Origin of the sequence: Arthrobacter sp. NyZ413, from assembly GCF_049390645.1 — a bacterium.
Classification (GTDB): domain Bacteria; phylum Actinomycetota; class Actinomycetes; order Actinomycetales; family Micrococcaceae; genus Arthrobacter.
Genome location: NZ_CP155434.1, coordinates 349,940 through 362,283 on the forward strand (window position 1 = coordinate 349,940; position 12,344 = coordinate 362,283).

The 12,344-nt window shown below is 64.8% G+C and carries 12 protein-coding genes; 5 read left to right on the forward strand and 7 right to left on the reverse strand.

Annotated features, from left to right (window positions below):
* Positions 1 to 3 precede the first annotated feature (3 nt).
* Positions 4 to 861: a DUF1206 domain-containing protein gene (locus ABCW42_RS01705; RefSeq protein ID WP_423183240.1), complete on the reverse strand. Its 858-nt coding sequence runs from the start codon at positions 859 to 861 to the stop codon at positions 4 to 6.
* A gap of 96 nt (positions 862 to 957) precedes the next feature.
* Between ABCW42_RS01705 and ABCW42_RS01710 the strand changes: the two genes are divergently transcribed.
* On the forward strand, positions 958 to 1,251 hold the full coding sequence (locus ABCW42_RS01710) for a DUF503 domain-containing protein (RefSeq protein ID WP_133205693.1): 294 nt from the start codon (positions 958 to 960) through the stop codon (positions 1,249 to 1,251).
* Between the two features lie 85 nt (positions 1,252 to 1,336).
* On the forward strand, positions 1,337 to 2,536 hold the full coding sequence (locus tag ABCW42_RS01715) for an IS30 family transposase (protein WP_423181917.1): 1,200 nt from the start codon (positions 1,337 to 1,339) through the stop codon (positions 2,534 to 2,536).
* Between the two features lie 79 nt (positions 2,537 to 2,615).
* On the opposite strand, the gene purL is transcribed toward ABCW42_RS01715, so the two are convergent.
* The 3 genes from purL to purS are packed head-to-tail and all read right to left on the reverse strand — an operon-like array spanning position 2,616 to position 5,939.
* Positions 2,616 to 4,934 (reverse strand): phosphoribosylformylglycinamidine synthase subunit PurL, encoded by a 2,319-nt coding sequence (purL, locus tag ABCW42_RS01720; protein WP_423183241.1) that lies wholly within the window; start codon positions 4,932 to 4,934, stop codon positions 2,616 to 2,618.
* A complete protein-coding gene (purQ, locus tag ABCW42_RS01725) occupies positions 4,931 to 5,686 on the reverse strand; it encodes a phosphoribosylformylglycinamidine synthase subunit PurQ (protein ID WP_423183242.1) in 756 nt (251 codons plus the stop codon). Before purQ ends, purL begins: the two co-directional genes overlap by 4 nt.
* 1 nt (position 5,687) lies before the next feature.
* Complete coding sequence (gene purS / locus ABCW42_RS01730; protein ID WP_028265707.1) at positions 5,688 to 5,939, reverse strand: phosphoribosylformylglycinamidine synthase subunit PurS; 252 nt, start codon at positions 5,937 to 5,939, stop codon at positions 5,688 to 5,690.
* Between the two features lie 388 nt (positions 5,940 to 6,327).
* Between purS and ABCW42_RS01735 the strand changes: the two genes are divergently transcribed.
* From ABCW42_RS01735 to ABCW42_RS01745, 3 genes are all read left to right on the forward strand, one after another.
* Positions 6,328 to 6,513: a hypothetical protein gene (locus ABCW42_RS01735; protein WP_423183243.1), complete on the forward strand. Its 186-nt coding sequence runs from the start codon at positions 6,328 to 6,330 to the stop codon at positions 6,511 to 6,513.
* Positions 6,514 to 6,646: 133 nt separating this feature from the next.
* Positions 6,647 to 6,937, forward strand: coding sequence for a DUF1540 domain-containing protein (locus ABCW42_RS01740; RefSeq protein ID WP_133205697.1), 291 nt, complete (start codon positions 6,647 to 6,649; stop codon positions 6,935 to 6,937).
* Positions 6,938 to 7,245: 308 nt separating this feature from the next.
* On the forward strand, positions 7,246 to 10,386 hold the full coding sequence (locus ABCW42_RS01745; protein ID WP_423184776.1) for a S8 family serine peptidase: 3,141 nt from the start codon (positions 7,246 to 7,248) through the stop codon (positions 10,384 to 10,386).
* A gap of 76 nt (positions 10,387 to 10,462) precedes the next feature.
* On the opposite strand, the gene ABCW42_RS01750 is transcribed toward ABCW42_RS01745, so the two are convergent.
* From ABCW42_RS01750 to ABCW42_RS01760, 3 genes are read right to left on the reverse strand one after another with little or no spacing between them, the layout of a single operon-like run.
* Positions 10,463 to 10,846, reverse strand: coding sequence for a serine protease inhibitor (locus ABCW42_RS01750; protein WP_423183244.1), 384 nt, complete (start codon positions 10,844 to 10,846; stop codon positions 10,463 to 10,465).
* An 18-nt stretch (positions 10,847 to 10,864) separates the two neighbouring features.
* Entirely contained in the window at positions 10,865 to 11,815 is a 951-nt protein-coding gene (locus tag ABCW42_RS01755) for a 3-methyladenine DNA glycosylase (protein ID WP_423183245.1), read from the reverse strand.
* On the reverse strand, positions 11,784 to 12,335 hold the full coding sequence (locus tag ABCW42_RS01760; RefSeq protein ID WP_423183246.1) for an SSI family serine proteinase inhibitor: 552 nt from the start codon (positions 12,333 to 12,335) through the stop codon (positions 11,784 to 11,786). Before ABCW42_RS01760 ends, ABCW42_RS01755 begins: the two co-directional genes overlap by 32 nt.
* Positions 12,336 to 12,344 lie beyond the last annotated feature (9 nt).

Sequence of the window (12,344 nt, forward strand, 5' to 3'; positions counted from 1 at the left end):
GCGCTACAAGCGCTGGTATCGCGAGCGGAAGAGCGAAAAAATACCGTACGCGATCAGGCCTACTCCCACTCCGGCGAGTACCACCACACCGAAAGGCTGGGCGCGGAACGCTTTCAGGGCTGCGTCGAGGCCGCCTTGTTGGGAGGGGTCGTGGGCGAAGGTGGCAACCAAAATCAGCAAACCGACTGCCCCCAGGGCGACCCCCTTGGCGCAATAGCCCACCACGCCAAGCACCGTGAACGTGGTTCCGAGGGCCCCGTGCGGGTGTCCGCGGAGATTCTTTTCGTACTTCCGTGTGATCCCCAAGACCCCATAGGTCACGGCGGCGCCGATCAAGGCCGCGCCGATGACCACCAAGAGGACGGTGCCTGCGGGGTTGGACATCAGCCCGGCGCTGACCGTCCGGGATTTTTCGCTGCTGTTGCTCGGGTGTCCTACCGCGAAACTGCCGAAGGTCACCGCAGACACGGCGAACACCACCGCTTGGCCGGCTGCCCGAATTCTCTTTTCAAGTTTCTTGGAGGTACGGCTTCCGCTCCACCCCATCACAGCATCGCTCGCCATGTAGAGCGCCAGCGCACCGCACGCGATCAAACCGGCCCACAACAGGACACCGCCCACCGGGGTCGCGGCCATTTGGCCCACCGCGCCGCTCTGGTCGGCCTGCCCCGACTCGCCCAGCGCAATCCGCAGGGCGATGACCCCGATGAGCAAATGGATGGCGCCCACAGCAATGAAGCCGGCCCGCGCGACTGCCCGGACGGCCGTGGATTCCCTGGCGCCGTCAACGGCACCGCCCACGGCATCGGCGCCTTCCGACGCGGCCTCCGAAATCTTATCCGTACGGTCCTCTTCGTCCACGGCTCTCCTTCGTTGCCCCCATCTTGCCACCGTCCTTGACGGCTCCGTAAGAGCGGAATTCAACCGTTCGCCGGTCTGGCGGTTGATAATGGGCGAATGTGGATCGGGTGGATCGAATTCGACATCCTCCTCGGCGATGTGCACAGCCTGAAGGAGAAACGCTCCTTCGTGCGGCCGCTTATCGCCGAGCTGAAAAGGCGCTTCGAGGTGTCCGCCGCGGAGGTCGGCGACCAGGACCAATACCGCAGAGTCCGGCTCGGCGCAGGCCTTGTTGCAGCGGACCGGGCGCACCTCGTCGAGGTGCTTGACGCCGTCGAACGCTTCGTCGCCGCCCGTCCCGAACTCGAACTGCTCAGCGCCCGACGCCGGGACCTCCACAGCGAAGACTAAAAACACAACGTGGGGTCACCTACGGTCCATGTTGCCGCCGCAGAATCATACGGTCGTTGCAACATTCTGAGTTTTGGAGGTTGCCATGCCGAGTGGTTATCGGGCGCCCGATGCGCTGAAGGATGAGTTCTTTTCTCTTCTGCGGCAGGGGGTGTCGGTCAAGGAAGCCTCTGCCCGGATTGGGGTGTGGCGCAGTAATACGCAGCGGTGGTTGGGCAAGACTGGCGGCATGCGGATGCGTAGGGGTGTTGACGGCGGTGTTGAGGCGGGCCCGGTGCCGGCTGTCCGGGCCGGGTCGAACCGGCTCAATCTGGTGGACCGGGCGGTGATCATGATCCGGGTCCGCGGGGGCGCCAGGGTCGCGGCGATCGCCCGGGAAATCGGCCGGGACCGGTCGGTGGTGTGGCGGGAAATCCGTCGGAACCGGGGAGCTGACGGGTCGTATCAGGCCGATGTGGCGCAGATACTCACCCATCAGCGCGCCCGGCGCCCCAAGGCGTTCCGGCTTCAGAACCCGGAGCTGGTCAAGTACGTCGAGGACGCGATGGATGATGGCTGGTCCCCGAAGCTGGTCTCCTTGGTTCTGAGGGAGACCTTCGGTCACGATGAGAGCATGCAGATCAGCCACGAAACGATCTATCAGAGCCTCTACGTCCAGGGCCGGGGCGAGCTGCGCAAGGATCTTTACCGGTGCCTGAGCACCAGCCGGAGCAAACGAACGCCCCGCGGTGAGCGACCCCGCGGAAACGCAGGCCAGCACTACAAGGATGCTCCGAAGATCTCCGAACGCCCCGCCGAGGCCGCTGACCGTGCCGTGCCCGGGCACTGGGAAGGCGACCTCATCGTGGGCAAGGACGGCCGCAGCGCCGTTGGCACCCTGGTCGAACGCAGCACCCGGTACACGATCCTGCTGCACCTGCCCGGCCGGCACACCGCCCAGGAAGTCGCCGATGCGATGATCGCCCAGATGCGCCGGCTCCCGGATCAGCTGATCAAAACCGTGACCTGGGACCGCGGCTCCGAAATGGTCCAGTACCCCCGCATCCAGATGGCATTGGACGCGGGGGTGTACTTCTGCGACCCGCACTCACCCTGGCAGCGCGGAACCAACGAGAACACCAACCGGCTGCTGCGCCACTGGTTCGAGAAAGGCACAGACCTCTCGGTTTTCACCGCCGACGACCTCGAGACCATCGCCGAGAAACTCAACAACCGGCCCCGCCCAACACTGAACCTCGAGACCCCAAAGCAACGCATGCGCCAACTCATCGCCACCGCAGCCTAAACCCCATTGTTGCAACGACCAGTTGACTTTGAGGCAGCAACACGGGCCGTAAGTGACCCCGCGTTGGGGGTTCCCGGCGTTAGCCGAAGTACTTCGGCAGCGTGCCTTCGTGGGCTTCGCTGAGGGCGTCCAGGGACAGGGTGTCCACGCCGTTGATCTCCAGCGACCCGCCGGCTGCGTCCACTACGCCGATCCGGAGGTGCGCGAAGCCGCGGGCCGTGCACATGTCCTTGAAGCGGACTTCCTCGGAGCGAGGTACGGACACGATGGCCCGGGCCTGGGACTCGGAGAACAAGGCCGTGAACAGGTCCACGCCATCGCGCTCCAGGAGTTCCTCGAGCGCGATCCGGGCGCCCACGCCGTAACGCAGGGAAGACTCCACCAGCGCCGCGGCAAGGCCGCCCTCGGAGAGGTCGTGAGCGGCGTCGATCATGCCGTCACGCGAAGCGTTGATGAGGATCTCGCCCAGCTGGCGCTCCAGCGAAAGGTCAACCTTCGGCGGCAAGCCACCGAGGTGACCACGGAGGTTGGACCATTCCGAACCGTCCAGTTCCGCAGCCGTGGTGCCGAGCAGGTAGATAGCCTGGCCGTCTTCCTTCCAGCCCGACGGCGTGCGGCGCGCGACGTCGTCGAGCTTGCCCAACACTGCCACCACGGGGGAGGGGTGGATCGGGACGGTTCCGGTCTGGTTGTACAGCGAGACGTTGCCGCCCGTGACCGGAACGCCCAGCACCATGCAGGCGTCCGAGAGGCCGCGGATCGCTTCGGCGAGCTGCCACATGACATCCGGGTCCTCGGGGGAACCGAAGTTCAGGCAGTCGCTGACGGCCATCGGCACGGCGCCGGACGTGGCGACGTTGCGGTAAGCCTCCGCCAGGGCGAGCTGGGCACCCTGGTACGGGTCGAGGTAGGTGTAGCGGCCGTTGGCGTCGGTGGCCAAGGCAACGCCAAGGCCGGATTCCTCGTCAACGCGGACTACGCCGGCGTCGTCCGGGAACGCCATGGCAGTGTTGCCGCCGACGTAGCGGTCGTACTGCTTGGTGATCCAGGCCTTGCTGCACATGTTCGGCGAAGCCACGAGTTCGGTGACGGCCGCGGCCAGTTCACCCGAGGTGGAGGGACGGCTTGCGTCCTGCACGGAACCCGTGAAGGTGTCCGCCTGAACGGAGTCCTGCCAGGCGGGACGCGCGAACGGGCGGTCGTAGACCGGGCCGTCGTGGGCAACGGTACGGGGATCGACGTCGACGATCACTTCGCCTTCCCACGTGATGATGAGGCGCCCCGAATCGGTCACCTCGCCCAGCCAGGAGTACTCCACGGCCCACTTGTCCATCACGGCTTCGAACGCGGCGACGTTCTCGGGCGTGACAACGGCCATCATGCGTTCCTGCGACTCGGACATCAGGATTTCGCCCGGCGTCAGGGTGGGGTCGCGCAGCAGGACGGAGGTCAGCTCAACCTGCATGCCGCCGTCGCCGTTTGAGGCAAGTTCGGACGTCGCGCAGGAAATACCAGCGGCACCGAGGTCCTGGATGCCCTCAACCAGCGAGCCCTTGAAGAGCTCAAGGCAGCACTCGATGAGCACCTTCTCGGCGAACGGGTCGCCAACCTGGACGGCAGGACGCTTGGACGGCTTGGTGTCGTCAAAGGATTCGGATGCCAGCACCGAGGCGCCGCCAATGCCGTCGCCACCGGTACGCGCACCGAACAGGACCACCTTGTTGCCCTTGCCGGAAGCGTTCGCGAGGCGGATGTCCTCGTGGCGCATGACGCCCACTGCCAAAGCGTTGACCAGCGGGTTGCCCTGGTACACGGAATCGAAGACCATTTCGCCGCCGATGTTCGGCAGGCCGAGCGAGTTGCCGTAGCCACCGATGCCGGCCACGGCACCGTGCATGACGCGGGCGGTGTCCGGGTGGTCGATCGCGCCGAAACGCAGCGGATCCATCACGGCTACCGGGCGGGCACCCATGGAGATGATGTCGCGGACAATGCCGCCGATGCCGGTCGCGGCACCTTGGTAGGGCTCCACGAACGACGGCGAGTTGTGGGACTCGATCTTGAACGTCACGGCCCAGCCGTCGCCCAGGTTGGTCACACCGGCGTTTTCGCCGATGCCCACCAGCATGTCCTTCTTCATCTCGTCAGTCACCTTCTCGCCGAACTGGCGCAGGTGGTTCTTCGAGGACTTGTAGGAGCAGTGCTCGCTCCACATGACGGAGTACATGGCGAGCTCGGCACCGGTGGGGCGGCGGCCCAGGACCTTGATGATCTCCTCGAACTCGTTCTGCTTCAGGCCGAGTTCGGCCCAGGGGAGTTCGGTATCCGGCGTCTTGGCAGCGTTCTCGACGGTGTCGATGTTGAACTTCTTGCCGACGGTTTCAGCTGAGGTGGTCACTGTGCGCCTCCCACGATCTTGTTCAGGACGGAGGTGAAGAAGCCCAAGCCATCCGTGCCGGCGTTGGTCTCCGGACCGAATCCGGGCTCCACCGCGTGCTCGGGGTGTGGCATGAGGCCCACCACGTTGCCAGCGGCGTTGGTGATGCCGGCGATGTCGCGGCGCGAACCGTTCGGGTTGAAGCCGACGTACCGGAACGCCACGCGGCCTTCGGCTTCCAGCGCGTCGAGGGTTTTCTCGTCCGCGATGTACTGGCCGTCCTGGTTCTTCAACGGAACGGTGATTTTCTGGCCGGCCTCGTAATCGGAGGTCCACAGGGTGGTGTTGTTCTCAACGCGCAGAACCTGGTCGCGGCACAGGAACTTCAAATGGTCGTTCTTGATCATCGAACCGGGCAGCAAGTGCGATTCGGTCAGGATCTGGAAGCCGTTGCAGATGCCCAGGACAGGCAGCTTGGCGTCCGAGTTAGCGGCATCGATGATCTTGGACATCAGCGGAGCGAAGCGCGAAATGGCGCCGGCGCGCAGGTAGTCGCCGTAGGAGAAACCGCCCGGGATAACCACGGCGTCAACGTCGCCGAGTTCGGTATCGCCGTGCCAGAGCGCGACGGCGGTGCCACCTGCGAGGCGGACGGCACGGGCGGCGTCGCGGTCGTCAAGGGTGCCCGGGAAGGTGACGACGCCGATCTTGGCCCCGCTCAATTGGGGTTCGACGGCCACAGGGGCTCCGCCGATCAAGGGAAGTTCAGTCATGTCAGGCCTCGACGACCTCGACGTTGACGACGTCTTCGATCACCGGGTTGGACAGGAGGGTCTCGGCGGCTTCGCGGGCCTGGGCGAGGATGGCGTCGGTCACCTCACCGTCGACGGTCAGTTCGAAGCGCTTGCCTTGGCGGACTGCGCTAAAGCTGGTGAAGCCGAGCCGGGGCAGCGCACCCACGATGGCTTTCCCCTGCGGGTCCAGAATCTCGGGCTTGGGCATGACGTCGACGACGATCCGGGGCATCCGGTAACTCCTGTGCGTGAGCGTTGGTTGAACCTTGGTTAAAAGGCTGCCGCGGAGTGGTGCCGTCTCACGCCGGAACTGCTGTTAAACAAGGTTCAGCGACAGTGCTTAACAGCAGGGTTTACGGAATGGTTGGGCGCTCCGCGAGCTTGCAAGCCCATTCTACCGGCCATCAGGCTACATACCCTATTTGGCGGGAGCCTGTGAAGAGGCCGCGCCGGTTCGGCGCAATTCGCGGCAGCCGCCCGCCGTCGTCGGGGTTTCAGTGCCCGACGGCGGTACTCGCCCAGCGCCCGACGCCGGTACTTGCCCGGCGCCCGACGCCGGCTCTGGGCAGTGCCCGACGCCGGCTCTGGCCGGGGGTGCCTCCCGTCACTAAGATTGCGGCATGGCCGAGAACGGTAAGTCGATGGTGTTGCCCGTGGTGCTTGCCGCCGTCGCCGCGGGCGTGGGGAGGGCTGTCTTCCTCCGGATCATGGCGGAGCGTGCCGCCAGGGAGAACCGGATCACCGTGACGCTCGACGAATCGACGCGGGCCAGGATCAGCGAGGCATTGCGGGGGACCAAGCTATAGCGGCAGTCCGCTGAGGTTCGCATTCGTTCAATACGGTACGGACAAATGCTCTAATCGGCCGGGTTAAAAGCGTTGTTGCGGGAGTAGTTTGGAAATTGCCGTGAAGGAAATTCCCCGTCCTGCAGGAGGAGCAATGACCGAACATGTAGCCGAAGTATCAGCGTGCAGCGTTGGCAGTTGCGGATTCAACCATGACGGCTGTACCGCTTTTGGAATCACGATCGGCGGAACCAGGGACCACGCATCCTGTGCAACGTTCATCGACACTACGCACATGGGCGGGCTGCCTAAAGTCCTGGCCCATGTAGGTGCTTGCCAGCGCGAGGAATGCAAGCACAACAACAACCTGATGTGCGAGGCTCATGACGTCCGGGTCGGCCCCGGCGCCGAGGCCGCGGACTGCTTGACCTACGAACGCGCCTGAGTCCAAGACCGCATTTCTCAGGAAAACTCCGAAATATTCAGTACAAAACCAAGGCGCTGGGCGCGTTCCCTTCCCGGGAACGCGCCCAGCGCCTTTTGGCCGGTATGGTGACAGCGCGTGGCAAGTTATGGAACGCGAAAAGTGTCCTATGTCATATTCTGCTATCGATCTGTACGCTAAGAATCGGCTGGACTTTGCCGCATTAGAAGGTCTGTTAATCGGTTGCCAACCTGAATTTTGTTCCCGTCACGATCGCTACGACCGCCGGAAAGGTGCAATCACTCGTGAATTCGCAAGGAAAGAGCTTCATGGGAAGCGGGGGGCTTCGAAAAGCTGCGGCATTAGCCGTCGGACTACCGGTCCTGCTCTCCTCCATGGTCTTGGCACCTGCCCAAGCCGCACCCTCGTCTGGATCGACGGTTGCCGGGATTGCCCGGAAAAGTGTGGACACCAAGACATACCAAGATGGCCGCTACGTAGTTGTCCTGGCAGAGAAGCCAGTGGCCACGTACGACGGCGGAACTCCCGGCTATGCGGCGACGAAGCCGGAAACGGGCAAGAAACTCGACGTCGGCAAGGCCGAAGTGAAGCAGTACCAGGCGCACCTGCAGCAAGGCCAGCAAGACGTGGCCAAGCAGCAAAACGTGAGCATCAAACGTGACTACACGACTGCCATCAATGGCTTCAGTGCTTCCCTTACCGCGGCCCAGGCCACCAACCTGGCGAAGAACCCCAAGGTCCTCCTCGTTGCTCCGGACACGCAGTTCTCCCCGGATTACTCCACTACCGACTTCCTCAAATTGAGCGGTCCGAACGGTCTCTGGAACACGCAGTTCGGCGGGCAGGACCAGGCCGGCAAGGGCACGGTTGTCGGCGTCATCGACACCGGTTACACGCCCGGCAGCAAGTACTTCGCAGGGGATCCCGTCCAGCCGCTGCAAGGCCAACCGCAAGTAGGCGTCCCTTACCGCACGAGCGACGGAAAGATCGCCATGCTGAAGGCCAACGGTGACACCTTCGTGGGCGAGTGCCAGAAGGGCGTCGACACGGGCGCGTCCTTTGACGGCAGCGCCTGCAACTCGAAGGTCCTCAGCGCCCACTACTTCCCTGATGCGTTCCTTGAGAGCGTCCCGCCGGAACATCGTGCGCCGCAGGAGCAGCTCTCGCCGGTAGACGTGGAGAGCCACGGCACCCACACGGCGAGCACCGCTGCCGGTAACTCCGGCGTGGACGCCGTGGTTGACGGCCGCAGCTTCGGCACCACGAGCGGCATCGCACCGGCCGCCAAACTGTCGATCTACAAGATCTGCTGGGAAGACGATGATCCCAACTCGGGCGGTTGCTACGGCTCGTCCGCCATCGAGGCCATTGACCAGGCCATTGCCGACGGCGTCGACGTCCTGAACTACTCCATCTCCGGGGCTACGGACACAACCACCGACCCCGTCTCCCTGGCCTTCCTTTCCGCGGCTTCCGCCGGGATCTTTGTGGCTGCCTCCGCCGGTAACTCGGGCCCGCAGGCCAGCACCGTCAACCACGGTGCGCCGTGGATGACCACGGTCGCAGCGACGTCCTTCTCCCAGGAACTCCAGGGAACCGTTGAATTCTCCGACGGCAGCAAGTACCGCGGCGCCAGCATCATGAACCACCAGGTGATCGGGGCCGGCGTCGTACTTTCCGCGAACGTAGCCTCAGGCACCGGCAACGCGGCACTGTGCGCGCCGGGATCCTTGGACCCGGCGAAGATCGCCGGCAAGGTGGTGGTGTGTGACCGCGGCGTGGTGGACCGCGTCGCCAAGAGCGCCGAAGTGGCGCGCGGCGGCGGTGTGGGCATGATCCTGGTGAACCTCACCGATTCCTCGTTGGACACGGACAAGCATGCCGTTCCCACCGTGCACGTTAACCCGCCGGCAAGCCAGGCCATCAAGGACAAGGTGGCGGCGAACCCGACCATCAAGGTTTCCTTGGTTGACCACGACACCACAGGCCTTCCGCTCGAGGCGCAACCGCAGATTGCCGGATTCTCCTCCCGCGGCCCTCTCCTCGCCACCGATTCGGACCTGCTCAAGCCGGACATTTCGGCGCCGGGCGTGGCCGTATTGGCGGGTGTCTCGCCCATTGGCAGCCAAGGTGACCAGTACGGATTCCTGTCCGGTACGTCCATGGCTTCCCCGCACATCGCCGGTTTCGCGGCCTTGATCAAGTCAAAGAACCCCGATTGGTCTCCCGCGGCCGTCAAGTCGGCCATGATGACCACGGCCAGCGATGTGAAGATGGCGGATGGAACCAAGAACCAGGACGTCTTCGCCACGGGTGCCGGGGAAATGAACCCGGCGAACGTGAATGACCCGGGCCTGATCTACGACGCAACTACCGAGGATTACCTCAAGTTCGTCCAGGGGACCGGCGTGGACCTCGGCATTCCGGGCCTTGGCTCCACGTTGCCGCGTGACATGAACCTTCCGTCGTTCGCCCTCGGAAACCTGGCGGGCAAGATCGAAGTGACCCGCACGGTCACGGCCCTCACCCCGGGCCTGTACCGCGCGACTGCCACCGTCCCTGGCGTCGACGTCAAGGTCACCCCCTCCGTGCTCAACTTCAGCAAGGCCGGGCAGTCGAGGACCTTCAAGGTGACTTTCGAAAACAAGACTGCCGCGCTGGGCTCGTTCGCCATGGGATCGCTGAAGTGGGAAGGCGCCGGCAAGTCGGTGGTCTCGCCGATCGCGGTCCGCCCGCAGTCCGTCGTGGCCTCGCAGAACGTCGCCTTCACCACGCAGCAGCCGAACGGTTCCGCGGGCATCGACTTCGTCTCCGGGACCGATTCGTCGACTGCCGTGACAATCGATGGCCTCTCCAAGGCTGACTCGTCGCCCGCCCAGCTCGTTCCCGGACCGGTCTCCATTACGAGTGACGCCTCGAACTTCGTCAAGACGGCAACTGTTCCCGCCGGGACGTCGTTCGCGAAGTTCGCGGTGATTTCTTCCGACCCCGCCGCCGACTTCGACCTCTATGTGTTGTCGCCGAGCGGCCAGTTGTTCACTGCGGCAACCCCCAGCGCCAGCGAGTCCCTCTCGCTGGACAACCCGGAGCCGGGGTCCTACACGATCATCGCGAACCTGTTCGCCAGCCCGAATAACCAGCCCACCCAGGCCAGCGTCGACGCCGCGATCCTTGGCCCGAACCAAGGCAACGCGACGGTCACGCCTAATCCGATCACCGTGAAGAACGGCAAGGATGGGACCCTGACGTTCGCGTGGAAGGGGTTGACCCCGGGCTCCTACATCGGTCGGTTGACGTTCGCCGGAACCAGTTCGCCCACGTTCGTTTCGGTGCTGGTTTCCAGCGCAGGTTCCGTCTCGGTTGCTCCGCAGGACGACCAAGGCAGCGGGCACGGCAAGAAAGGCAAGCTCCGGGACGAAGGGGACGATCAGTCGAATAATGCCCAATGACGGACTGATGGGTTGACGCAAGAGCAGCGGCCGGCGGTAATCCCGCCGGCCGCTGCTTTTCCGCTTTTGCGCGGGGTCAGGTGTTTCCCGTGGAACCGGCGACGCCACCCAGAAGTGCCGCCATGGTGCGCCAGCGGGCGATCTCGCAGCCATCGGTACGGCTGAACCGGCTGTGGACCTCCCGCCCACGGAACCTGCCCCTGACGACGGCCACTTGCGGCCCGCCGTATTGCTGTGTGCAGATCCGGTCCGGGCGCGGTACCGGAAAGAAGATTTCCTCACCGAAGCGTTCGACGGCGGCCAGCGCGGAACGCGCGTCCGGGAGGGTCGAGCCCGGGGCGACTTCGCCGCCCGAGCCGCGCAGGACGAACTCGTAGTCTCCCGTGCCAGGTGCCTCCGTCAGCGTGATGGTGAGTTCGACGTCGTAATCTCCGGTGGTTTCGGGCGTGTCTGCGGCCATGGGATCCCTTCGCTTCAGCTAGGCGGAGCGGGCCGTTTCAAGGAGTGGCCGCACGTGGTCCAAGACCCGGGTCCGGAGTTCCTGGGCTTCTGCGGCGAAGGCCCGCTGGTACTCAACGTACTCCGCTTTGCCCTTCGGCGTCTCGATCTTGATGGCCGGATAGCCCCATTCCTGGAGGTCGTAGGGCGAGGCCTTCATGTCCATGGCGCGGATCCGCCAGGACAGCTCGAAGCAGTCCATCACCAATTCGCTCGGGAGCGCCGGCGCCAGTTTGTAGGCCCACTTGTAGAGGTCCATGTTGGCGTGGAGGCAACCGGGCTGTTCCATGGTGCGCTGGTTCTCGCGCGTCGGCTCGTGCTCGTTGAGGGGAACCGCGTCGGGAGTGTAGAAGCGGAAGGCGTCGAAGTGCGAGCACCGGATGCGGTTCTCTTCCACCACGGCATCCGTGCCCTCCGAACCCAGCCGCAATTGGAGGTATTCGTGGCGGAGGTCGAACTTGTCCTGCCGGTAAACCATCGCCCATTCGTGCAATCCGAAGCAGCCGAATTGGGCCGGTCGGGCGATAGTGCCGCCGAGGATGATCGCCGCGAAGCGGATGGCTTCGGCGCGCTCTGCCGCGAACTTGCCGCGATCGAAGGTGACCGCGGCGGTTCCCGGAGGCAGGCCGACGTCGGCCAGCTCGCCGTCGTCGAGCGTCCGGTAGAACTTCCACCCGGCCCGCTCGGCCGCTTTCGGCCCCGAAAGAACGAGGCCGTCGCCCGGGTGCCAGCGCAGGAGCTGGCCGGGCTTTTGGGTGTAGTAGGTGAAGAGGAAGTCCTCCACAGGGTGCTTCCGGCCGGCGGACCGCCGCTCCAAGTAGGGGCCGGCATACCGGTCAACGCGGGCATGATGGGTGGCCTCGAGTTCGAGCCAGCTCTCTTGCGGCAGGTGTGTGGGACTAGGAACCGGCACCACTGGATCCCAGGACATCGGCGACGGCGGCCCAAGCGGCTATTTCGCAGCCGTCGGTGAGTTTGTACGAAGAGTCGATGTTCACACCGTCCACGGTTCCCGTGACAGTGGCCGTTTGGGGTCCGCCGTAGCGTTGATCGCATACTTGGTCTGCCGAGCGCGGGGTGCGCGTCAACAGACCGGGGTTCTTCTGGAGGGCCGCGCAGGCGGCGGCAGCCGTTGGATGGTGGCTCTCCGACGTGGGTACGCCGCCCTTGCACACGAGGGTGTAGCTCATGGCAGCGGCGGTCGCGGACGGCTTGACGATGATCGAAAGTTCAGCGTCGCCGCGGCCGGGCGTCGGCTGGGGGACCGAAGGCGTCGGCTTCGCGGTGGCCGATGTGCTGCTGCTGGGGCTTGACGGGCTGGGGCTCGTCGACGTCGATTGGCTGGCGCTCGTCGATGCGCTGCCGCTGGGAGATGGGCTACTTCCCGGACCGGGGGTGCACGCGGCAAGTCCGGCGACGGCGAGGACAGCCAGCACTATTCGCAGACGCATGGGGATCTC